19 protein-coding genes are annotated in these 22,595 nt (G+C 32.7%); 9 read left to right on the top strand and 10 right to left on the bottom strand.

The features are described 5' to 3' along the window. Positions 1 to 28: 28 nt before the first annotated feature. The 4 genes from BUE95_RS06925 to argS all read right to left on the bottom strand — a co-directional run bounded on the left by BUE95_RS06925 (position 29) and on the right by argS (position 6,377). A complete protein-coding gene (locus tag BUE95_RS06925) occupies positions 29 to 1,525 on the bottom strand; it encodes an MBOAT family O-acyltransferase (protein WP_073582828.1) in 1,497 nt (498 codons plus the stop codon). A 17-nt stretch (positions 1,526 to 1,542) separates the two neighbouring features. Further along, positions 1,543 to 2,970, bottom strand: coding sequence for a GDSL-type esterase/lipase family protein (locus tag BUE95_RS06930; RefSeq protein WP_073582830.1), 1,428 nt, complete (start codon positions 2,968 to 2,970; stop codon positions 1,543 to 1,545). Beyond that, a complete protein-coding gene (locus BUE95_RS06935; RefSeq protein WP_073582832.1) occupies positions 2,960 to 4,411 on the bottom strand; it encodes an SGNH/GDSL hydrolase family protein in 1,452 nt (483 codons plus the stop codon). The genes BUE95_RS06930 and BUE95_RS06935 overlap by 11 nt, the downstream gene beginning before the upstream one ends. Positions 4,412 to 4,598: 187 nt before the next feature. Further along, the gene (argS, locus tag BUE95_RS06940; protein ID WP_073582834.1) at positions 4,599 to 6,377 is read right to left on the bottom strand and encodes an arginine--tRNA ligase; all 1,779 of its coding nucleotides are present in this window, start codon (positions 6,375 to 6,377) and stop codon (positions 4,599 to 4,601) included. 154 nt (positions 6,378 to 6,531) lie between these two features. On the opposite strand from argS, the gene BUE95_RS06945 reads away from it, so the two are divergent. Continuing rightward, positions 6,532 to 8,946 (top strand): TonB-dependent receptor, encoded by a 2,415-nt coding sequence (locus tag BUE95_RS06945; RefSeq protein WP_073582836.1) that lies wholly within the window; start codon positions 6,532 to 6,534, stop codon positions 8,944 to 8,946. A gap of 137 nt (positions 8,947 to 9,083) precedes the next feature. Here the strand turns inward: BUE95_RS06945 and BUE95_RS06950 are convergent, their stop codons facing one another. Further along, positions 9,084 to 10,091, bottom strand: a complete 1,008-nt coding sequence (locus BUE95_RS06950; RefSeq protein WP_073582838.1) for a 3-oxoacyl-ACP synthase III family protein — start codon at positions 10,089 to 10,091, stop codon at positions 9,084 to 9,086. A 126-nt stretch (positions 10,092 to 10,217) separates the two neighbouring features. Beyond that, positions 10,218 to 10,652 carry a c-type cytochrome gene (locus BUE95_RS06955; RefSeq protein WP_073582840.1) on the bottom strand — a complete coding sequence of 145 codons (435 nt, stop codon included), beginning with the start codon at positions 10,650 to 10,652 and terminating at the stop codon, positions 10,218 to 10,220. A gap of 213 nt (positions 10,653 to 10,865) precedes the next feature. Between BUE95_RS06955 and BUE95_RS06960 the strand changes: the two genes are divergently transcribed. Next, a complete protein-coding gene (locus BUE95_RS06960; RefSeq protein ID WP_073582842.1) occupies positions 10,866 to 13,277 on the top strand; it encodes a prolyl oligopeptidase family serine peptidase in 2,412 nt (803 codons plus the stop codon). A gap of 81 nt (positions 13,278 to 13,358) precedes the next feature. Here the strand turns inward: BUE95_RS06960 and BUE95_RS06965 are convergent, their stop codons facing one another. From BUE95_RS06965 to BUE95_RS06975, 3 genes are all read right to left on the bottom strand, one after another. Then, the gene (locus BUE95_RS06965) at positions 13,359 to 14,279 is read right to left on the bottom strand and encodes an ABC transporter ATP-binding protein (RefSeq protein ID WP_073582844.1); all 921 of its coding nucleotides are present in this window, start codon (positions 14,277 to 14,279) and stop codon (positions 13,359 to 13,361) included. 85 nt (positions 14,280 to 14,364) lie between these two features. Continuing rightward, on the bottom strand, positions 14,365 to 15,060 hold the full coding sequence (locus BUE95_RS06970) for a YiaD family glycine zipper/OmpA-like lipoprotein (RefSeq protein WP_073582846.1): 696 nt from the start codon (positions 15,058 to 15,060) through the stop codon (positions 14,365 to 14,367). Between the two features lie 7 nt (positions 15,061 to 15,067). Beyond that, positions 15,068 to 15,544, bottom strand: a complete 477-nt coding sequence (locus BUE95_RS06975; RefSeq protein WP_073582848.1) for a lipocalin family protein — start codon at positions 15,542 to 15,544, stop codon at positions 15,068 to 15,070. Positions 15,545 to 15,711: 167 nt separating this feature from the next. Here BUE95_RS06975 and htpG point away from each other — a divergent pair, with 167 nt between their 5' ends. The 4 genes from htpG (at position 15,712) to BUE95_RS06995 (ending at position 19,862) form a co-directional block, all read left to right on the top strand. Next, complete coding sequence (gene htpG / locus BUE95_RS06980; RefSeq protein WP_073582850.1) at positions 15,712 to 17,595, top strand: molecular chaperone HtpG; 1,884 nt, start codon at positions 15,712 to 15,714, stop codon at positions 17,593 to 17,595. A gap of 500 nt (positions 17,596 to 18,095) precedes the next feature. Further along, the gene (locus BUE95_RS06985; RefSeq protein ID WP_073582852.1) at positions 18,096 to 18,533 is read left to right on the top strand and encodes an SRPBCC domain-containing protein; all 438 of its coding nucleotides are present in this window, start codon (positions 18,096 to 18,098) and stop codon (positions 18,531 to 18,533) included. Then, positions 18,533 to 19,459, top strand: a complete 927-nt coding sequence (locus BUE95_RS06990; RefSeq protein WP_073582854.1) for a TolB-like translocation protein — start codon at positions 18,533 to 18,535, stop codon at positions 19,457 to 19,459. The genes BUE95_RS06985 and BUE95_RS06990 overlap by 1 nt, the downstream gene beginning before the upstream one ends. Positions 19,460 to 19,463: 4 nt before the next feature. Then, complete coding sequence (locus BUE95_RS06995) at positions 19,464 to 19,862, top strand: DUF2721 domain-containing protein (RefSeq protein ID WP_073582856.1); 399 nt, start codon at positions 19,464 to 19,466, stop codon at positions 19,860 to 19,862. Here BUE95_RS06995 and BUE95_RS07000 read toward each other — a convergent pair whose 3' ends face one another. Further along, complete coding sequence (locus BUE95_RS07000; protein WP_073582858.1) at positions 19,863 to 20,459, bottom strand: murein L,D-transpeptidase catalytic domain-containing protein; 597 nt, start codon at positions 20,457 to 20,459, stop codon at positions 19,863 to 19,865. Between the two features lie 143 nt (positions 20,460 to 20,602). Here BUE95_RS07000 and BUE95_RS07005 point away from each other — a divergent pair, with 143 nt between their 5' ends. From BUE95_RS07005 to BUE95_RS07015, 3 genes are all read left to right on the top strand, one after another. Next, positions 20,603 to 21,511, top strand: a complete 909-nt coding sequence (locus BUE95_RS07005; protein ID WP_073582860.1) for an EamA family transporter — start codon at positions 20,603 to 20,605, stop codon at positions 21,509 to 21,511. 28 nt (positions 21,512 to 21,539) lie between these two features. Continuing rightward, positions 21,540 to 22,142: an alpha-ketoglutarate-dependent dioxygenase AlkB family protein gene (locus BUE95_RS07010; RefSeq protein ID WP_073582862.1), complete on the top strand. Its 603-nt coding sequence runs from the start codon at positions 21,540 to 21,542 to the stop codon at positions 22,140 to 22,142. A gap of 138 nt (positions 22,143 to 22,280) precedes the next feature. Continuing rightward, positions 22,281 to 22,562: a TIGR03643 family protein gene (locus tag BUE95_RS07015; RefSeq protein WP_073582864.1), complete on the top strand. Its 282-nt coding sequence runs from the start codon at positions 22,281 to 22,283 to the stop codon at positions 22,560 to 22,562. The last annotated feature ends 33 nt before the right edge of the window (positions 22,563 to 22,595 follow it).

Here is a 22,595-nt window from a genome sequence, read left to right on the forward strand (position 1 = left end):
GCCAAAGAAAAAAGGTAACAAATGTTACTTAAAACTGAAAATAAATAAAAGGTTGGGCATCAGCGGATGCCGTCGCATATACTACCCAATAAATCAATCCTAATAAAACGGCTTTAGCCACTAGAGGTAAGGTAGAAAAGGTCTTTTGCATTCCAGCCAACATTTTCACAGGAATAAAATGCCAAACTACTCCAATTGCAATTAATAAAAAGACATTTTTATAACCTAAAATAATGGTTTGCCATTGGTTGAAATCAAAAGTTAATTTAGTAATGTTATCCGCAATTTGAAATGCTGTAGTGAAATCTTTTGCTCGAAAAAACAACCAACAAAACACTACAAAATGAAAGGTCAAAACAACTTGAATCGTTCTTACCAAAGAGTTTTTAGGCAGCTTAATAAACTGACCAAAGAATTTTTCTACCACTAAAGCCAACCCATGTAAAACACCCCAAACTACAAATTTCCATGAAGCACCATGCCATAATCCACCCAATAACATCGTCATGAATAAATTGAAATAGGTTCTGATTTTACCTTTACGGTTTCCACCCATTGAGATGTATAAATAGTCTCTTAACCAACTCGAAAGTGAGATGTGCCATCTTCTCCAAAACTCGGTAATGGAAGCAGATTGATAAGGTGTTCTAAAGTTGTCTGGCAACCAGAATCCCATCAACAAAGCTAATCCAATAGCGATATCAGAATATCCTGAGAAATCGCAATAAATTTGAATAGCATAACCATACGAAGCCATCAAATTTTCAAAAGCAGTATAACTATTTGGTGCATCAAAAACACGGTCAACAAAGTTACTAGAAATGTAATCTGAGATCACCGCTTTTTTTAGTAAACCACCAATAATCAAAAATAAAGCACGATTAAAATCTTCTTTCGTTAACTTTAATTTCTCATAAATCTGCGGAATAAAATCACTTGCTCTAACTATAGGCCCAGCCACTAATTGTGGAAAAAAAGATACGAAAAACAAGAAATCCATAAAGCTCTTCGTCGGCTCTAACTCTCTTCGATAAACGTCAATTGTATAACTTAGAGTTTGAAAAGTATAGAATGAAATTCCAACAGGAAGTACAATATCTTCAAACGTCATAGTTCCATCGAAAAGGGAATTGTAATTAGCAATAAAGAAGTTCGTATATTTAAAATACGCCAACATTCCTAAATTTATAACCAAACTCAAAATCAAGTAAAACTTGCGATAAAATTGTTTTGATTCTACATAGATTAATCGAGAAAGAGAATAATCTACTACAGATGAAAATATCAAAATCCAAAAATAAACACCACTTGACTTATAATAAAAAAACAAAGAAAACAGCACCACATAAGTTATGCGGAAATAATGGGTTTTACGCGACAAAATATAAATCACATAAAAGATTAAAAAGAAACCTAAAAACAACGCGCTATTAAACAAAAGCGGTTGTTTTGGGTTGAATAAAAACCAATTTTTGATGGTCTCTAAATCGATATTCCCTACATTTTCAAGAAACCAATTTTGCATACTAAAAAGTGCTTTCACTACTGTTTTGTCGATTTAAATAATTCGTATGATTGTAAAAAAGCCTCAAAAAACAATTCGCCTTGCTTTTCATATCCCGCTTTTGAATAATGAACTTTATCTCTAGCCATATAACCTTTGGCTGCATTTCGATTGATCGATTTGTTGCCACCAAAAACATCCAAAAGATTCCAAACTGCATAATTTTTAACATGTGCATTTTCTTCTATAATTTCGGCATATTTTTCGATAAAGGTATTTTTATATTTACGATGTAAAACGGAAGGCGGAGATGTCATCACCAAAATCGAAGCTTGTGGATTTTTGTCTTTAATTCCTTGAATCATTTGGTTCAAATGTGCAAAATAGTTTTCACTTGATTGTTTATCATAACTTTCATTGGTACCCAAAGAAATAATTACCAAGTCTGGACTTAATGCAGGTAATTGCTCATTAAACATGGGGAACTTATTATAATCTGAAGCTTTAGCTCCATTGACACCTATACTGTGGTAGATGACTCCCGAATTATCATTTTCTAAGACCAAGCCATTCAAAGCGAAATAGTTCATTTCTTGATTAGGAACAAGTGCCACCTTGTCTAGAGAGGTTTCCGAAATGTAATCATTTGAGAACTGTGAAGGTGTTAAATCAACCGGAATATACTCTTTCTTAAGAGTGGTTTTGGATTGTGTTCCCTTGGCAGGAATAGTGATTATCTTTCCAGCACGAATCATATCGCTTTTTAACCCATTCACTTTTTTCAATGCTTTCAAAGAAACGTTGTATTGATCTGCTATACCCCCTAAAACTTCACCAGATTTCACTTTATGAGTAATTCGTTTAGGAACTTTTCGCTCTAAAACAATATTTTTACTAGAAATAGAAACATCAAAAGAATTTGTATTTTGAGGTGTAATCACTTTCAGTTTTGTAAAATAAAATTGAGGATCTTTTACCGTTAATTGAATGGCAAAATCATCGGTTCTTGTTTCCATTGAAAAACCACTTAAACCAACCGGTCGCAATATATCAGCATGTATGTTTCTAAAACTCTGAAACGTACCAGAGGCTACATACCGAATAGGGGCACTATTATTCGTTTTAGCGATACTATACGGAAAGGTAAATCCAAAACCCGCATTTCCAAATACACTTTGAAATTGATTTCGAATTTTGGCGGTGAACAAATCTGCTTGAATATGAGAATCTCCAATATGAACAATATTTATTTTTCCTGACTTTTGCTGCTCTAATTGGTATAATTTTTCATAGAATGCAAGAATGCCATTCGAATTGTGAATATCGTTCCCTGTAAAATGAACTTCAATAGAGTCTACAACAGCAACATCTACTGCTGTAGTATCTATTGAAACTAACAAAGTATCTTGATTGGCATATCCTAAAAAAGAAATCCAAAACAGTAGCAATCCTAATTTATTTTTCATGAACGGAATCTGTGTTAAAAAATAGACTATCTTTTTTGATGGGAACAGCTGATTTTTTTTGTTTTTTTCTTAACTTTTTATAAAGCTCATACCCTTTATTCAATTGAATAAAAATCAAATTAGCAGCTTCTTTTGCTCCTCTATGATTAAAATGGGTATAGTCTTTATTGGCTTTAGCTGGTTCTTGCTCGACCCATTGAATCATAGAACCATCTCCACCCATTAACGTGAACATATTTACAAAACTCGATTCTGACTTTATAGCATATCGCTTTTGAGCTGTATTCAAAGGGACAACAGCAGAATCGGTTTTCATTTCTAAATCATATTTAGTAGCTTTATCGGCAGTAGATATAATTAAAATAGCAACCCCAGGAAAACATTCTTTCAAATGTGCAACTACCTTAGCCATTCGCTTTTCGTACCAACTGTAATTTAAGGATCCGTAATTCAATACGTTTGCTCCGTATTGTAGAATAATTAAATCATAATTAAGTTTCGATTGAAATGCTCGCATAGTAGCAACGTCAAAACTTCCAATGGGTAAGCCAGAATTTCCTCTATTTGAAAAATTATCCACATGAACCCCTTTCCCGTCATCAAAATTGAAACCGTAAATAGGAATGGAATCCGCTTGTTTGAAGTCAACTTTTATACTCTTTAAATTACTTTCAGAGAGAACAAGAGCATTCAACAAAGAATTTGGACTTATTTTTTTTGAAATTGTATCTGTTCCAATAACATAGTTGATTTTTCCTTCTTTATTAGAAGAACTTCCGTAAAATAAGGTGGGACGAGGTAATACTGTAGCAAATCTAGTTTTATTGGCTTTGTATTTTACCCAAGCTACATTAGCCGTATCATTTGCATAAAACACATGACCGTTTACTCCAAATGGGTGCAATGGTTGCTTTACTTTTAAATACGATTGCGTCTTCCAATTTTCCGAAAACTCATGAATAATCGAACTTCTCGAAGTGGCGGACTCTGAAGTTATATTTACAAATCCTACCCCTTGACCTCCAAATTTCTCTTGAAAATAGGTTCTAAAATCCTTTACAATTAAATCACCATCGGTCATGGAATCGCCAAAATAAGCGATACGAACATTACCTATCTTTTTGGTCTCTAATTGAAAAAGTTTTTCGAAAAAAGTGGCTAAATATTGATTCCCTGTATATTCTTCAAAAGTCTCTGCTGGAAACCGAACACCATTAACTCCTTTGTAATCGATAACGGTATTCGCCATAGAATCTTCAACCGCAGGTCCCACTTCTTCAGCAATAGCTTCAAGAAGTAAACTATCAACCACTACACTTTTAGAGTTTAATTTACTTTCGGTAAATATTTTTTTTGGTAAAATGGTTTTGAATGCCAAAAAAGACAAAACAGAAACAATTACCACGACTAAGGTTTGAAAAAAATATTTTGATGTGTTCATTTATTTAATTCCTATAATAAAATCCAAAATCGTAATCCAATTAATTAGGAACACAGATTGAAGAAATATTGATAATTATGAAAATTATGTTATTTAACCAACTTTATTAATAAAAGAAACGCTTAACAGAGTGACCAACTAAACGCAACGAAAACTAGTGACTCGCAAGTTTTAACTAGTAACTCGCTTACATTCGCTCAGGAACTTCAATTCCTAATAACTGAAATGCATTTTTGATGGTGTTTCCAACTGATTTTGATAGTTGTACTCGAAACACTTTTTTATCGTGATTTTCTTCTCCTAAAATCGATACTTGTTGATAGAACGAGTTGAATTCTTTTACCAAATCATACGTATAATTTGCAATCAACGCCGGACTATGATTTTCTGCAGCATTTTGAATTACTTCAGGGAATAATTGCACTTGTTTGATTAATTCTTTCTCTTTTTCGTGCAATTCTAATCCCGAAATTGAAATTGAAGTATCAAAATCAGCTTTTCTTAAAATCGACTGAATACGAGCGTAAGTATATTGAATAAATGGTCCAGTATTTCCAGCAAAATCAACAGACTCCTCTGGGTTAAACATCATTTGTTTTTTAGGATCTACCTTTAGCATATAATATTTCAAAGCTCCTAAACCGATAGTTTTAAACAAAACTGCTTTCTCGTCTTCAGAATAACCATCTAACTTTCCTAATTCTTCAGAAATAGTTTGCGCTGTCGTAGTCATTTCTGCCATTAAATCATCTGCATCTACAACAGTTCCTTCACGAGATTTCATTTTTCCTGAAGGCAATTCTACCATTCCGTAAGACAAATGATATAAGCTATCGGCCCAATCAAATCCTAACTTTTTCAAAATTAAGAACAATACTTTAAAGTGGTAATCTTGCTCATTTCCTACGGTGTACACCATTCCACCAACATCTGAAAAATCTTTCACACGTTGTATTGCGGTTCCAATATCTTGTGTCATGTAAACCGCAGTTCCGTCAGATCGAAGCACGATTTTTCTGTCTAAACCATCCGCTGTTAAATCAATCCAAACCGAACCATCTGGATCTTTCTCGAAAATGCCTTTTTCTAAACCAAATTGCACTACTTCTTTTCCTAGCAAATACGTGTTGGATTCATAATAATAGCTATCAAAATCAACACCAAGATTTTTGTAAGTCTGGGCAAAACCATCATACACCCATTGGTTCATGGTTTTCCAAAGTTCGATAACTTCTGGCTTTCCATTTTCCCAATCTAAAAGCATTTGTTGTGCTTCCAAAATTGATGGTGCTAGTTTTTTTGCTTCGTCTTCGGTCTTACCTTGAGCGACTAATTCCGAAATTTCTTTTTTGTATTGTTTGTCGAATTCTACATAGAAATTCCCAACCAATTTATCGCCTTTCAATCCTGTTGATTCTGGCGTTTGTCCCTTTCCGAATTTCTGCCATGCCAACATCGATTTACAAATATGAATTCCTCTATCGTTAATGATTTGGGTTTTATATACTTTTTTTCCAGAAGCTTTTAAAATCTCAGCAACGGAATATCCTAATAAATTGTTTCTGATGTGACCTAAGTGCAAAGGTTTATTGGTGTTTGGCGAAGAATATTCTACCATTACCGCTTTTTCTCCTTCTTTTGGAGCTACAAAACCAAAGGTATCGTTGTTTTTAATCGTATTGAAAAATTCCACATAAAAAGCATCCGAAATCACGATATTTAAAAATCCGCCTACCACATTGAACTTAGCAACTTCATTTACGTTCGTTACTAAGTAATTTCCTATCTGATTTCCGATTTCAACGGGATTGCCTTTTAATGTTTTTACTAAAGGGAAAACCACCATGGTAATATCACCTTCAAACTCTTTCCTAGTAGCTTGAAATTCAACTTTTTCAATAGAGATATTGAACAATTCTTCAACTGCTTTTTGGATGTGTGTCGTTAGTGCTTGATGTAATGTCATTTTTCCTTATTTTTTAGAAGGTGCAAAGGTAACAAATAGTAATTATTGATTGGTTTTTTTTCAATTAAAAAAATATTTTCAAAAATACTGTAACAATTAACAACTGTTGAAGTCTAGTAATCACAATCATCAAATCAATTAAACAAATAATCAAATGAAACTCAAATTAATCATTATCAATTTCTTGTGCTTTTTATCCATTGGATTTGCACAAGATATGGGAAGTATCAAAGGAAGAATAATTGACAAGAAAACAAATCAATCCTTACCTTATGTAAACATCATTATTAAAAATAATGACAAAATTATTACAGGGGGCGTAACCGCTGAAGACGGAAACTTTGCTATAAATAAATTAGCACCCCAAAAATATGTTGTAGAAATTCAATTTATGGGCTATTCAACACTTGTTAGAAATATTGATTTAACAGCAACACATAACCAAGATTTAGGAACAATCGCTATCTTAGAAGATGTATCAGAATTAAAAGATGTTGAAGTGGTAGCTGAACGCTCTAACATGGTCCAAAAAATTGACAGAAAAGTAATTAATGTTGGGAAAGATTTAATTGCATCGGGAACTACCGCTTCTGAAATCATGAACAATATCCCTACCGTTAGCATTGACCCTCAAACTAAAGAAATTAGCATGAGAGGAAATAGCAATGTAAGGGTTTTAGTAGACGGCAAACCCTCAAATGTATCAATTGAGCAACTGCTCCAACAAATTCCTTCAGCTTCAATTAAACAAATTGAGTTAATAACGAATCCCTCAGCAAAATATAATCCAGAAGGAATGAGCGGAATCATCAACATCATTTTACATAAAAATTCACAGGAAGGTTTTAATGGTTCATTAAATACGGGAGTCACCTTCGGAATTACACCGAAGACCAACTCCGCTTTAAACCTAAATTACCGAGTAGGAAAAGTGAATTTTTACAGTAATTACGGATTTAACCACGGAATTAATGCAAATAATGGTTTTGTGGATAGTGAAAGAACAAATTTGGAAAACAGACAAGATTTCAATTTCAGAAATAAAAATAATTCGCATTTATTGAAATTAGGAATGGATTATTACATAGATGATAGAAATACCATTTCTGCTTATACCAATCAAAGTTTTGCTTATGGTGATGGAACTGGAACTACGACCGTAATTTTTGACGATCCTGTCTTAAATCGCAATACTAATCAATTTTTCGGGAGTACAGGAGGCAATAAAAATCAAACCTACGATGTTGTTTACAAACATGATTTTGAAAAAAAAGACGAGAACATTGAATTTCAAGTAAACTATTCTCATACCGAAAATGATGAAAACACGTTTTACGACGAAACTATTTTCAATCCAACAGCATCTTTTGAAAGAAGGAATATTGTAAAAGGAACTACCGACTATTTTCAATTCAATGCCGATTATGTAAATCCGTTGTCAGAATCCACCAAATTAGAGTTAGGGATTGAAACCAGAATTCAAAATTCAAATAACAAATTGAATGATGATAATCCTAATTTTACCAGTGCTAATAACGCATTTGAATTTGGAAGAAATATTTATTCAGCTTATGCTAACATGGGCAAACAAATTGGAAAATGGAGCGGTCAACTTGGAGTCCGTTTAGAATATTTTGACTTGGATGCGGATTTTACTGTGAACGAAACGAATCCAAGCTACACTGCTAATCAAAAGATTACAGACGATCTCTTTACCGTTTATCCTTCAGCTTTTGTTACCTATACCGCAAACGATAAAAACTCATTTAATTTCAATTATTCTAGAAGAATAGATCGTCCAAGCATTGGACAGGCTAGTCCAATTAGAGAATGGACAACACCGTTATTAGAATCAAGAGGAAATCCGGAATTAACTCCTCAATTTACAAATTCATTCGAAGTAAATTACACTAGAACTACTAAACTAGGAGCGATTACAAGTGGTATATTTTACAGAAGAATTTCGGATGAAATTTCTAGAGTTGTTTTCAACGACCCAAACAATCCAAACCGCAATATTTTATCTTACGATAACTTTGACAGCAACGATGCCTTTGGAATTGAAACTTCAGGAAATTTAAAGTTTTCAAAATGGTGGTCTGTTAACGCTAGTGCCGACATGTATTTTAGAACCGTAAAAGGAACCGTACAAAATGCTAACACGAATGCTTTAGAAAATGCAGAAACCGATGTAACCACTTTTAACGTGAGAGTAAATAATAGCTTCACAGCTACGAAAAACTTACGTTTTCAATTATTCGGAATGTATAGAGGAAAAGACAGAACCTTACAATTTGACAGAAAAGAAATGTATCGAATCGATTTTGGAACTACTTATAATATCTTACAAGGAAAAGGAACGATAACCCTTAGATTTAATGACATGTTTGAAACCATGCGTTTTGCTTTCGACGGAAATATTCCATATCGTCAGAGTGGTGCTTTTTATTGGGAAAGTCAAACTGTTTATGTTGGATTCAACTACATGTTTGGTGGCGGAAAAAATCGAGCTTTAGCAAGAAAACAAAGAGATGCAAATGAAACACAAAGTGGCGGTGGAATGTTCTAAAACTTCAACATTCGTTATTTAAGTTAGTATTGAATAGCTAACTTATAATTTTCAATAAAGAAGTAAAAAAGCGCTCTGAGATTTTCAGAGCGCTTTTTATCTATATGCTATTTTCTATAATTTCTTCTCTTAAAAAGCTACCATCTAATAATCACACTTCCCCAAGTAAATCCAGAACCAAAAGCAGCTAAAACCACTAAATCACCTGATTTTATTTTACCTTGTTCCCAAGCCTCGGTTAAAGCAATTGGAATAGATGCTGCTGTAGTATTACCATATTTCTGAATGTTATTGAATACTTGATCATCAGTTAATCTAAATTTTTGCTGAATGAATTGCGAAATTCTCAAATTGGCTTGATGGGGTACCAACATATTAATATCAGAAACCTGTAAATTATTAGCTTGTAATCCTTCGTTAATTACTTCACTAAAACGAACCACTGCATTTTTAAATACAAATTGCCCATTCATGTAAGGATAATAGCTTTCATCATTTGGGTCATTATCTGCAATGATATCGGTTACCCAACGTTTACCCATTCCTGGAGCAATCAATGATAGCTCTTCAGCATGTTGCCCCTCTGAATGCAAATGCGTAGATAGAATTCCTTTTGTCAAATCTTCTTCTCTCGAAAGAACAGCAGCTCCTGCGCCATCCCCAAAAATGACCGAAACACCTCTACCACGTGTCGTCATATCCAAACCTGTTGAATGCAATTCCGAACCAATAACTAAAACATTTTTATACATTCCCGTTTTAATGTACTGATCAGCAATTGAAATCGCATATACAAACCCTGAACATTGATTACGAACATCTAAAGCTCCAACAGTCCTTAAACCTAAGTCACGTTGTACTAAAACACCCGGGCCTGGAAAGTAATAATCAGGGCTCAAAGTAGCAAATATTACAAAATCAATGTCTTCTTTGGCAATACCAGAGCGTTCAATTGCAATCTTTGCTGCTTTAACCCCCATTGATGTAGTGGTATCTTCTCCTCTTATAATGTGTCGACGCTCTTGAATTCCAGTTCGCTCTTGAATCCATTCATCGTTAGTATCCATTATTTTAGATAAATCATCATTTGTAACAATGTTATCTGGAACATAATAGCCTAAACCTGATATTTTGGAGTGAAACATAATTTAATTTTAATTATTTTTACAGTGCAAAAATAATAAATTAATATTTTACAAGGCTTGTTTTTTAGTTTTTAGCAATTTCGACACTTTTTTTAACAGAATTTAAAAACTTTTGAGCAGTGGATTTTATTTTTTAACACGCTGTTTTTTAACCATTTCAGGTGTTATTTTTGTTTTATTATTTCCCCAACTATCATATACATAAGTCAGAACATCCGCAATATCCTTATCTGACATATCTTTATGAGGTACCATAAAATTTTCATATTTCTTACCATTTACAACGATTGGTTCATATAAACCATGAATAACTATTCGAATAGCTCTATCTGAATCTGCATTTAAAAAATCTGACTTTGCTAACGGTGGAAATGACTTAGCAACTCCTTCCCCATTTTCCTTGTGACACATCATACAGTGTCTTTCGTATTGAATCTTACCATTTTTAGGGTCCTGATAAGAATTTTTTTCTTCATAGGCGGAAGCATTAACAGAACGAAATGAAGATAGAAAAAAACCAGTAGCAGAGAGGATAGTTACTAAATAAAATAATTTTTTCATTTTTATATTTTTAACATTTATAAAGCAAAAATATAATGCTCAAAAAAAGGATTGAATGACATTTATCATTTTTAATTTAAAAAATCCTCAACAGCTCATGTGTGGGACTCAAACTAGTAAACTCAAGCTTAATTTATAAAAGAATTAACAATTAGACTATTAAAATTGACCTCAAATTAGCTATCTTAGACTAAAATTATTCAAACCCATTATATGATGAAAAAAATAAACTTTTTAAGTTTCCTTTTTATTGGATTTTCTGTTTTTGCTCAAGAAAATATTACGTTTCAAAAGCCATCTCCAGAAATTTTAGCTCTTGCTGATTATGAAAGAGCGCCATCTGTTAGTATGGATTCCAAAAAAGAATTCATGCTACTTAGTTACAGAAATACCTACAAAACGCTCGACGATTTAAGTCAGGAAGAAATGCGATTAGGTGGTTTACGAATTAATCCTATTACCAACATATCGAGCACGGTTACTTATATCAACAATTTAAAAATTAGAAAAGTAAATGAGAAAAACGAAATTCAAGTCAATGGTTTGCCTCAAAATGCACTTATCACTAACATTTCATGGTCGCCAAACGAAAAGAAAATCGCATTTACAAATACAACTAACAAGGGGGTTGAATTATGGATTATAGATGTTGCAACTGCTACAGCAAAAAAAATCACTTCAGATAATCTAAATGCTAATCTAGGAAGTCCATACAGTTGGATGAAAGACAACGAAACGCTTTTAGTAAAAATGTTACCTAAAAATCGTCCTGCATTAATAGACAGCAAAAAAGATTTACCTAATGGCCCCATCGTCTCTGTTAGTGATGGTTCAAAATCACAAAATAGAACCTACCAAGATTTGTTAAAAAACAAAACCGACGAAGCAAATTTTGATGCTTTAGTCACATCAGAATTATATAAAATCTCAATATCTGGTGATGCTTCATTTTTTAAAGAAGCTGCTATTTACGCAGGTGAAAGCTTTTCGCCAGATGGAAATTACTTAATGTTAACCACAATAGAAAAACCATATTCATACATAGTACCTCTGAGTCGTTTTCCACAAAAGACTATTGTTTATGATAGCAATGGAAACAAAATTAAACAAGTTAATGAAGTTCCACTTACAGAAATTATGCCTAAAGGATTTTCATCTGTACGAACAGGAAGAAGGAATATGGGTTGGAGAGCCGACAAAGCAGCTACATTATTTTTTGTTGAAGCGCTAGATGGGGGCGATCAATCAAAACAAATTGATTTTAGAGATGAAGTCTTTCTTTGGGAAGCACCGTTTACCTCAAACCCAACTTCATTAGTTAAAACAAAACAACGTTATGCTGGAATGATGTGGGCAAATGACAATATCGCCATAGTTGCTGATTCATGGTATGACACCAGAAATACCAAAGCCTATTTAATTAATCCATCGGATTTATCAGCTGCTCCTAGAATAATTGAAGACAGAAATTCACAAGATATCTACTCAGATCCAGGGAATTTTGAAATGAAGAAAAATGAATTTGGTCGCTACACCATCGCAATAGAAAATAATAAAGGGTATTTGATGGGTTCAGGATACACAAAAGACGGACAATTCCCCTTTATTGACGAATTTGATTTCAACACCCTAAAAAAGAAACGTTTATACACTTCAAATATAAAAGATAAAAAGGAAGATTTGTTGTCTATTGAAGATTTTAAAAAAGGAGAAGTATTAGTGATGATTCAATCAAAAAATGAATATCCAAATTATTATTTTAGAAATATTAAATCGAAAAATAAATTAACCCCAATAACTTCTTTTAAAAATCCTTTCGAAAGTATTAAAAATGTACACAAAGAGGTCATCAAATACAAGCGTAAAGATGGTGTCGAACTTTCAGGAACTTTATACCTCCCTGTAGGATATGATAAAACAAAAAAGGAAAAATTACCTTTACTAATTTGGGCTTACCCAGCAGAATACAAAGACAAAAATTCGGCAGGACAAAGCGATAAAAATCCTAACGAATTTACATTCCCTAGTTACGGTTCTTTCATTTATTGGGTAACGAAAGGATATGCGGTTTTAGATGATGCAGCTTTCCCTATCATTGGTGAAGGGACAACCGAACCAAATGATACTTTTATTCCGCAATTAGTTGCTAATGCGGAAGCTGCCATTGACGCTGTAGATAACCTCGGTTACATTAATAGAAAGAAAGTAGCAATAGGAGGACACTCTTATGGTGCCTTCATGACGGCAAACTTATTAACACATTCGAATTTATTTGCTTGTGGTATTGCGAGAAGTGGTGCTTACAATAGAACATTAACGCCTTTTGGTTTTCAAAGTGAACAAAGAAACTATTGGGATGTTCCAGAAGTATACAATACCATGTCGCCTTTTATGAATGCTGACAAAATGAAAACACCACTATTATTAACTCATGGTGAAGCTGATAATAATCCTGGTACATTTACACTACAAACAGAACGCTATTTTCAAGCTTTGAAAAATTTAGGAGCACCTGTTAGAATGGTTATTTTACCAAAAGAATCGCACGGATATGCTGCAAAGGATAATATTTTACATTTACTTTGGGAGCAAGATCAATTCTTAGAAAAATACCTTAAGAATTAGAAAAAGAACAAAAAATAACCCTTTGAATTTTTTTATTCAAAGGGTTATTTTTTATCCTATTTGGAAGAGTATTTAAAAAAATTAAATTAGACTCAATCCCACTATTTTCTCTTTTTCAATCTCACTTTGACTCACAAAAAATAAGGTTTGATTTCCAAATTTCGCTTCAATTAGATAATGACTTCCTTTATAAAAAGATGTGACAACTTCTACTTTTAAATCTGAATCTGGAGTCACTTTCAATTGATGAGGGTAAACTAAATGTATCTTGTTGTTTATCAAAATTTCATTGACATCCCCAAACAAAGAAGCAATATAACTGTTTTTTGGATGATTATAAATCATTTTAGGAAAACCCTTATCTATAATTTCACCTTCCTTGATAATAGCTACTTCATCTGCGAAAGCTAAAACATCAGTACTATCATGAGTAGCAACTATACAGGTAATCTTATTTTTCTTTAAATATCCAAACAACTTTCTTCGGAGACTGTTTTTTCTAAAATTATCGATATGACTAAAAGGCTCATCTAATAAGAGAATATCAGGTTCTACCGCTAAAACCCTAGCTAATGCCACACGTTGCATTTGTCCTCCACTTAGAAACTTGGCTTTCACATTTGCAAAATCTGTCATCTCAACAATTTCTAAAAGCTCTAAAATTCGGGATTGTTTTTCTTCAGGAAAAAAATTCGATAAATATTTCCCAACATTTTCAGAAACAGTTATGTAGGGCATCAAATCAAAATCTTGAGCTAAATATTTCATAAAAGACATTCCAGGAATGAGATGAAACTTTGGCCCTAAGACCTCAATGTCATTCCAATGAATACTACCCTCATCCAAATCATAAAGTCCATAAATTAACTTTAGTAATGTGCTTTTTCCACAGCCGCTTTCTCCAATTAATGCCAAATTTTGACCCTTTGACAAATGAAATGATACATTTCTCAAATTGGGAATAGTGCCATACGAGAAACTAATATTATCAACTTTTAGCATTATTATTTTTTTTCAAAAATACAAATAAAAAAACTGCTCCAAAAAGAGCAGTTTAATCCTAAGACTTCGAATACCTAAATCTATTTTAATTCCCAGCTTCCTTTTTAGCGTCTTCAATCATTTTATCATTAGCTACAATAGCAAATTCAACTCGTCTGTTTTGACTTCTACCTGCTTCTGTATCGTTCGTTGCTATAGGTTCTGCTTCACCCATACCAACAACTGAAAATCTTTTAGCTACTAAACCTTTACCAGCTAAGTAATTCCTTACCGTTGTAGCTCTTTGATTAGATAAGTTTAGGTTGTAATCATCCGCTCCTTTACTGTCCGTAAAACCATAAATTTTAATATCGGTATCTGCATATTCTTTAAAAACAGGAATCAATTTATCCAAGTTTTGTTTGGCTTTTGTTGTCAACGTTGCTTTATTAAAATCAAAATTTACAGAATTTTCTCCTAAAACCAAACGAATACCTTCACCCACTCTTTCTACTTGAGCTCCTGGCAAAGCCGTTTCAATTTCTCTAGCCTGCTTATCCATTTTATTACCAATTACACCTCCAACAGTCCCTCCAATAACGGTTCCCAAAACAGCTCCTAGCGCCCCATTACCGCCTTTACCTAAATTATTCCCTAAAACCGCTCCTAAAACACCACCCCCAACAGCGCCAATTACAGCACCTTTTTGTGTATTATTTGCATTTTTCACAGCCTTACAGCCTGATAAAAAAATACCGCCTACAAGCGTAGCTACCATCAAATAATTTACTGCTTTTCTCATCTTTCTATTATTTTCTCTCAAAATTATACGTTAAATCAACCATTTTACCACCAACATTTACCTTGTCAACCAACTGAAAAGAAGTTTCGTTAACATTTACTACTGTTAATATATAACCCGAACTAGTATGCTTTGCTTTCACACCGTCAGTTAAAAATTTCATTACCATAAAACCATCTTTGTTAACATACCAAGTAATATTACTCGAATAAGCAGGACAATTTCCTTTATTTAAAAGCATACTTCCTTTATTGTTGTTAGATACAAAACTCCACTCACTACCTTCAAAACATTTGGCATCCGCAATATTAAAAGAAGTTACTTTTAAATAATCCGAACCTGGAAATGATACTGATACAATTCGCCAATTGCCTTTGATAGCTACTTCAGTCTTGTTATCCAACTTGGTACTTGTAACGGTTTCTTTAGGTTTGCAACTAAAAAACACTGTAAATAAGAATAAAACTACTACACTTTTTTTCATTTTTTTTAATTTTTATTGGGTACACAAATTTACACTATTTAATTATAAGATGAAACAATCTATCCTAATATACTTAAAAACACTACGTCAATTTGTCATATTCTTTATTTTGGTATCGAATTTGAATAAACCAGTAGTAATAATTTGTTTAACTTAAAATTTTAAATATGGCATCAGGAAAAATCAATGTTTCAGTAGAAAACATCTTTCCCTTAATTAAAAAGTTTTTATACAGTGATCACGAAATTTTCTTGCGTGAATTAGTATCGAATGCAACCGACGCTACTTTAAAATTAAAACATTTAACCAGTATTGGTGAAGCCAAGGTAGAATATGGAAACCCAATTATTGAAGTAAAAATCGATAAAGAAGGTAAAAAACTGCACATCATCGATCAAGGTTTAGGAATGACTGCAGAGGAAGTAGAAAAATACATCAACCAAATCGCTTTTTCGGGAGCGGAAGAATTCTTAGAAAAATATAAAGATTCTGCCAAAGATTCAGGTGTTATTGGTCACTTTGGATTAGGATTTTACTCAGCGTTCATGGTTGCGTCCAAAGTAGAAATCATTACAAAATCATATAAAGATGAGCCAGCCGCACATTGGACTTGTGATGGTAGTCCGGAATTCACTTTAGTTCCTCACGATAAAACAGAAAGAGGAACCGAAATCATCTTACATATTGCAGAAGATTCACTTGAGTTTTTAGAAGAGTTCAAAATTCGTGAATTGTTGACGAAATACAACAAATTCATGCCAATTCCGATTAAATTCGGAACTAAGAAAGAAGCACTTCCAAAACCAGAAAATGCTCCAGAAGATTACAAAACAGAATATGTTGACGTAGACAACATCATCAACAATCCAAATCCGGCTTGGACAAAACAACCAAGTGATTTATCGGAAGAAGATTATAAAAACTTCTACCGAGAATTGTATCCAATGCAATTTGATGAGCCATTATTCAACATCCATTTAAATGTGGATTATCCGTTCAACTTGACTGGAATTTTATATTTCCCAAAATTATCATCGGATTTACAAATTCAGAAAGACAAAATCCAATTGTACCAAAATCAGGTTTTCGTAACCGATAATGTAGAAGGAATTGTTCCTGAATTTTTGATGATGCTAAAAGGTGTAGTGGATTCTCCAGACATTCCATTGAACGTATCACGTTCTTACTTACAGGCAGATGGCAATGTGAAGAAAATTTCAAATTACATCACTAGAAAAGTAGCCGATAAATTAAAATCGTTATTCAACGAGAATCGTGAAGACTTTCAACAAAAATGGAACGACATCAAAGTGGTATTGGAATATGGTATGCTTTCGGAACCAAAATTCTATGAAAAAGCAGGCGATTTCGTTTTATATCCAACAACGAATGATAAATATTATACGTTAGCCGAATTAAAAGAAGCATTAAAAGATAACCAAACCGACAAAAACGGAAAATTAGTAGTTTTATATGCTTCGAACAAAGACGCACAACACAGCTACATTGATATTGCAAAAGAAAAAGGCTATGAAGTGTTATTGTTAGATTCGCCAATCGTGTCGCATTTAATTCAAAAATTAGAAGCGGATAATGAGAATGTAACTTTTGCTCGTGTAGATGCCGACCATATTGATAAATTAATTCAGAAAGAAGAAGAAACGATTTCGAAATTATCAGATGACGAAAAAGAAAAATTAAAATCATCAATTGAAACAGTAGTTCCAAAAGAAAACTATACCGTTCAATTAGAAAATTTAGATAGCAATGCTGCGCCTTTCATTATTACCCAACCCGAATTCATGCGCAGAATGAAAGAAATGAGTGCATCGGGCGGTGGAGGAATGTTTGGAATGGGCAACTTCCCCGACATGTATAATTTAGTAGTAAACACGAATTCAGTACTAGCCACTACTATTTTAAACAGTCCAGAAGACACTCAAAAAGACTTGGTAAAACAAGCTTTAGACTTAGCGAAACTTTCACAAGGTTTGTTAAAAGGAGAAGAACTAACATCTTTTGTCAAGAGAAGTTTTGAAACGTTGAAGTAATCGAATTGTCATTCTGAACTTGTATCAGCATCTCATAATCAACTAAATTAAACCTGCAAGGATTTAAATTCCTTGTAGGTTTTTTGTTTTATATTAATACGTTCCTTTTGAATACCAATTCTACACCAAAAAAAATTTAAAAATCTATCACACTCCGCTAATTTGTTTTCCAAAAAAACCGTTATGATTCAGCTTTACTTTAGCGAAACTATATTTAAACGTAAGACACACAAAATCCTACGCTAAGAAAATCTGCAACTATTTGATAAACCTGTGTTAACAGCATTCTAAAACTTAACCATTTTTTTAAACATAGAGATCATATAAAACAGTTTCAACAAAACTTAATATTACTTAAAGTTCATCAAGATTTCAAAAATTCTCATAATCTGTGTTCCAAAACAATACGCTCCATTATTGTTTTACATAAGCAAATCCTTTCCATCTACATACCAATTCTAAAAAAGTATTTGTAACTTTGACTATCAAAGCAAAAAAACATGAAAAAGCTAACATTCGAAATCGAGATAAACGCTCCAGCAGATAAAGTATGGAACGCTATGTGGGAGGAAGAAAACTACAAAAAATGGACAGCCGCTTTTTGCGAAGGTTCCTATGCGAAATCCACATGGAAACAAGGCGAACGTATTCATTTTTTAGATCCTAACGGAAATGGAATGTATAGCGAAATTTCAACTTTAATTCCGAATGAAAAAATGTATTTTACTCATATTGGTAACATTAAAGATTTCGAAGAACAACCTATGGATGAAGCTACAAAAGCTTGGTCAGGTGCTCAAGAAAATTACGTTGTAATTTCGAATGGAACAACTTCAAGAATTGAAGTAACACTAGATATCGTGGATGATCATGCCAATCACTTTATAGAATCATTTCCAAAAGGTTTAGCAATTATAAAAAAAATCTCAGAAAAATAATGACCGAACCATTTAAAATCTTTTTTATATTGTTTTTGGGAGTTTTGGGTTTTTCTCAAGAAGCTATAACACCAATTCCCGCTTTAAAAATGCTCTCTAATTTTCAAAACGTACGCGATTTTACGATTTCTAAAACTCAAGATGAGATTTATTTCACCATCCAAAATCCAACAGAAGATAGAGCTGTAATTGCCGTAATCAAGAAAAAGAAAAAGGGATGGACTGACCCTGAAATGACAGCCTTTTCAGGGGATTTTAGGAACATTGAACCTTTTTTAACCCAAGATGGTTTGCGTTTATATTTTGCCTCGAATCGACCAATTGACGAGACGAGTACAACCGTGAAGGATTATGACATATGGTATGTAGAAAGAGAAGATCTCAATGGCAAATGGTCAAAGCCAATAAATGTTGGAGCTCCAGTAAATTCCAAATACGATGAATTTTATCCTTGTCTAACAAATAAAGGAAACCTATACTTTACCTCAGACAAAATCAATACCTTAGGAAAAGATGACATTCTAGTTTGTAATTGGAATGGAACACATTTTTCAGAACCCGAAAATTTAGGACAAAACATCAATAGCGAAGGCTATGAATTCAATGCTTATGTAAATCCAAACGAAGATTTCATTATATATACCATATACGGAAGTCCAGAAGGCATGGGCAGTGGTGACTTATACATAAGTTATAAAGACAAAAAAGGGAATTGGGAAAAAGCAAAAAATCTAGGAAATGCAATTAATTCCAAACAAATGGATTACTGTCCTTTCTATGATACCTCTTCAAATATCTTATATTTTACTAGCAAAAGAGCAATTGCAATAGAAAAAAAAGTTTCTAACTTAGATGAATTTAAAGCCGAAATTTCAGCCTATGAAAATGGATTAAGTAGAATATATCAAATGAATATTAAACTTTAACACGATGACACTCACCTTAGAAACTCCTGCATTATTGTTCTCTGCAACCTCTTTAATTCTGTTGGCATATACCAATCGCTTCTTAACCATTGCGCAAATCATACGAAACTTAAAGAAAAACTACGATGACAATCACAATAAAAGCATTCTACTGGAAATTAAAAATCTAAACTTGAGATTAACATTAATTCGCTACATGCAACTTTTCGGAGTTATGTGCTTATTTTTATCCGTGTTTGCGATGTTACTACTATATGTGAATTATAGTGAATTTGGCATTTACCTCTTCGGAACTAGCTTATTTTGTTTGTTAATTTCATTAGGAATCTCGTTTTGGGAAATTAGCATTTCAGTTAATGCACTACGCGTACATTTGAAGGATTTATCAGATGATGTAGAATAATTATTCCACTATCCACAATAAAACAGGTCTATCCGTTTGCTGTAAACGCTCATCTAACTTTTTCATAAAGGCATCAGAAACTGCAGGACACCCCCAACTCAAAGGACTATATCTTGGATACATTTCTTCATTTTTTACGGCACTCCAAGAATGCAAAACCACTACCCTTTTTACAGCACTTTTGTTAGCAGCTTCTAATCCGTGCAACCAATATTTCACGTTTATTCCCCAAGAACTATAATCGCGCTTTCCAATTTTATATTTCCCTTTCATCGAACAATGACTATTTACTCTATAATCAAATTTAGCTTTCTTCCATTTATTTGGGTTTTCTTGAAATTGATCACAACTACCATGTGTTACCAAATTTTTATCCAACACTTTCTTCGTTACAAAATCATAAATAAAAAAGCGATTTTTCCCTGAATGCACACTCAAATCAACCAAAAAATAGTAGTCTTCATTATATTGATTTTCTTTACAAAATGTCTTTGCTTCTTTATGAAATGAGTTATAATCTTTTGTTGCTAAAGTTTCAACTTCTGAATTATTGCAACATAAAAAACAAATCGCAATCAATAGTATAAAATGCTTCATAGAAACGGGTTTAAAATGATATAACTCCACTTTTGAACTTTTATTTAAAACGATGATGTTAAATTCTTACTAAAGTTCCGAATTCTAAATTCTGAATTCTAAATTCAAATTCCCTATATTTGCGCCCCTTAAAAATTTTAGACATGTCAAACAACAATATAATCAAAGGAGTTTTTCTTGTGGCATTAGGCGCAACAAGTTATGGAATGTTAGCAACATTCGTAAAATTAGCTTATAAAGAAAATTTTACAACAGCAGAAGTAACCTCGTCTCAATTCATCTTAGGAATTGTTGGAATTTTAATTATCAATTTATACCAACGCACAAAAAATAAGAATACTGCTGCAAAAGCAACTTCAAAAAATATTTTTCACTTAATGTTAGCAGGAACTTCATTAGGAATGACGAGTGTTTTCTATTATTTAGCAGTAAGATACATCCCCGTTTCAATCGGAATTGTGTTACTAATGCAAACCGTTTGGATGGGCGTTTTACTTGAATGGATCTTAGAAAAGAAAGCCCCTTCCATACAAAAGATCATTTCAGTAATCATCGTATTAATTGGAACTGCATTGGCAATAAATATTTTTAAAATCGATTTTAATAATCCAACAATCGATTGGTCAAGCGGTTTGTTTTGGGGGTTATTAGCAGCTGCTTCATTTACGACAACTATGTTTACAGCTAACAAAGTAGCTTTAGGAATTTCATCAGCACAAAGAAGTTTGTACATGCTATTGGGTGGAGCAGTTATCGTATTTGGTTTTAGCTTCTACACCCAAGTTACACCTTTCAATTTTGAAATTTTTGCAAAATGGGGAATTATTTTGGCTTTATTTGGTACCATAATTCCTCCTATGTTATTAAACGCTGGTTTCCCTCATACTGGAATTGGATTAGGAAGTATCGTTTCTTCCCTAGAATTACCAGTATCAGTTATGATGGCGTATTTTTTATTAAAGGAACAAGTAGTACTTATTCAATGGCTTGGAATAGTGTTAATTATTACTGCTATTGTTATCATGAACATACAATTCAAAAAAATAAAGTAAATTAGCGGTGTTAATCACCGCTTTTTTTATGCTCGATTTATTCCCAAAAGAAAAAATAATTATACCACTACCCGATGCGGTTTTTGAATTCTATCCAAATTTCTTCAACAAAGAAGAAGCCGATATGTTATTTGATAAACTAATAAATGAAACGCCTTGGCAACAAGATGACATTACCATTTTCGGTAAAAAAATTGCGCAACCCAGATTAACATGTTTGTTCGGAAATGAAGGAAAACCATATTCCTACTCAGGTCTAACCATGCAACCTCATCCCTGGAATCCAACATTAATCTTTATTAAGGAAAGAATAGAACAAATTTCAAATCTACATTTTACAACAGTACTGGCTAATTTATATCGTAACGAAAAGGATAGCAACGGTTGGCATGCTGATAACGAAAAAGAATTAGGACGAAATCCTATAATTGCTTCTGTAAGTTTTGGGGAAGAACGTAAGTTTCAGTTGAAACACAATATAAATTCTAATGCCAAAATGACCTTAAATTTAAATCATGGAAGTTTATTATTGATGAAAGAAGGTAGTCAAGTCCATTATAAACATCAAATCCCAAAAGCTTCACAATCAAAAAAAGCTAGAGTAAATTTAACGTTTCGAATGATTTTATAATAAATTTTTAAAAAAATGATTTTTTAGGATACTGTTTTTAATAATTTATAAAAAAAACAGCACTTTCAATTTTACAAAGATTTTTTTATTAATATTGACATTATTAACTATTTAAAAGACAGAAATACGATTCGTCTGATGAAAAAGAAGAAAATTTCAGAATTCGACAACGAGACACTTAATAGAGTTGTTGCTATGGCTCAGGAGGAAAAAAAACCTTTTGAAGTTTTAAAAGAAGAATTTGGAGTATCTGAAAACGAGGTAACCGAATTAATGCGAAAGAGATTATCCAAAGATAATTTTGAACTTTGGAAAAAGAAAGTAACTGCAAGTAAACCTAAGCCTAAACCAATCAAATACAACGAATTGGAAGATGAAGACTTAGATAGCAAATACTACTTTAAAAATAAATTTGATTAAAAAAAACTCTTGTTTCACAAGAGTTTTTTTGTT

This window comes from Flavobacterium cucumis (assembly GCF_900148835.1).
Lineage (GTDB): Bacteria > Bacteroidota > Bacteroidia > Flavobacteriales > Flavobacteriaceae > Flavobacterium > Flavobacterium cucumis.

Bases quoted from the DNA above. Each gene is read 5' to 3' on its own strand.
- BUE95_RS06925 (WP_073582828.1), bottom strand. From the start codon at position 1,525: ATGCAAAATTGGTTTCTTGAAAATGTAGGGAATATCGATTTAGAGACC.
- BUE95_RS06930 (WP_073582830.1), bottom strand. From the start codon at position 2,970: ATGAAAAATAAATTAGGATTGCTACTGTTTTGGATTTCTTTTTTAGGA.
- BUE95_RS06935 (WP_073582832.1), bottom strand. From the start codon at position 4,411: ATGAACACATCAAAATATTTTTTTCAAACCTTAGTCGTGGTAATTGTT.
- argS (WP_073582834.1), bottom strand. From the start codon at position 6,377: ATGACATTACATCAAGCACTAACGACACACATCCAAAAAGCAGTTGAA.
- BUE95_RS06945 (WP_073582836.1), top strand. From the start codon at position 6,532: ATGAAACTCAAATTAATCATTATCAATTTCTTGTGCTTTTTATCCATT.
- BUE95_RS06950 (WP_073582838.1), bottom strand. From the start codon at position 10,091: ATGTTTCACTCCAAAATATCAGGTTTAGGCTATTATGTTCCAGATAAC.
- BUE95_RS06955 (WP_073582840.1), bottom strand. From the start codon at position 10,652: ATGAAAAAATTATTTTATTTAGTAACTATCCTCTCTGCTACTGGTTTT.
- BUE95_RS06960 (WP_073582842.1), top strand. From the start codon at position 10,866: ATGATGAAAAAAATAAACTTTTTAAGTTTCCTTTTTATTGGATTTTCT.
- BUE95_RS06965 (WP_073582844.1), bottom strand. From the start codon at position 14,279: ATGCTAAAAGTTGATAATATTAGTTTCTCGTATGGCACTATTCCCAAT.
- BUE95_RS06970 (WP_073582846.1), bottom strand. From the start codon at position 15,060: ATGAGAAAAGCAGTAAATTATTTGATGGTAGCTACGCTTGTAGGCGGT.
- BUE95_RS06975 (WP_073582848.1), bottom strand. From the start codon at position 15,544: ATGAAAAAAAGTGTAGTAGTTTTATTCTTATTTACAGTGTTTTTTAGT.
- htpG (WP_073582850.1), top strand. From the start codon at position 15,712: ATGGCATCAGGAAAAATCAATGTTTCAGTAGAAAACATCTTTCCCTTA.
- BUE95_RS06985 (WP_073582852.1), top strand. From the start codon at position 18,096: ATGAAAAAGCTAACATTCGAAATCGAGATAAACGCTCCAGCAGATAAA.
- BUE95_RS06990 (WP_073582854.1), top strand. From the start codon at position 18,533: ATGACCGAACCATTTAAAATCTTTTTTATATTGTTTTTGGGAGTTTTG.
- BUE95_RS06995 (WP_073582856.1), top strand. From the start codon at position 19,464: ATGACACTCACCTTAGAAACTCCTGCATTATTGTTCTCTGCAACCTCT.
- BUE95_RS07000 (WP_073582858.1), bottom strand. From the start codon at position 20,459: ATGAAGCATTTTATACTATTGATTGCGATTTGTTTTTTATGTTGCAAT.
- BUE95_RS07005 (WP_073582860.1), top strand. From the start codon at position 20,603: ATGTCAAACAACAATATAATCAAAGGAGTTTTTCTTGTGGCATTAGGC.
- BUE95_RS07010 (WP_073582862.1), top strand. From the start codon at position 21,540: ATGCTCGATTTATTCCCAAAAGAAAAAATAATTATACCACTACCCGAT.
- BUE95_RS07015 (WP_073582864.1), top strand. From the start codon at position 22,281: ATGAAAAAGAAGAAAATTTCAGAATTCGACAACGAGACACTTAATAGA.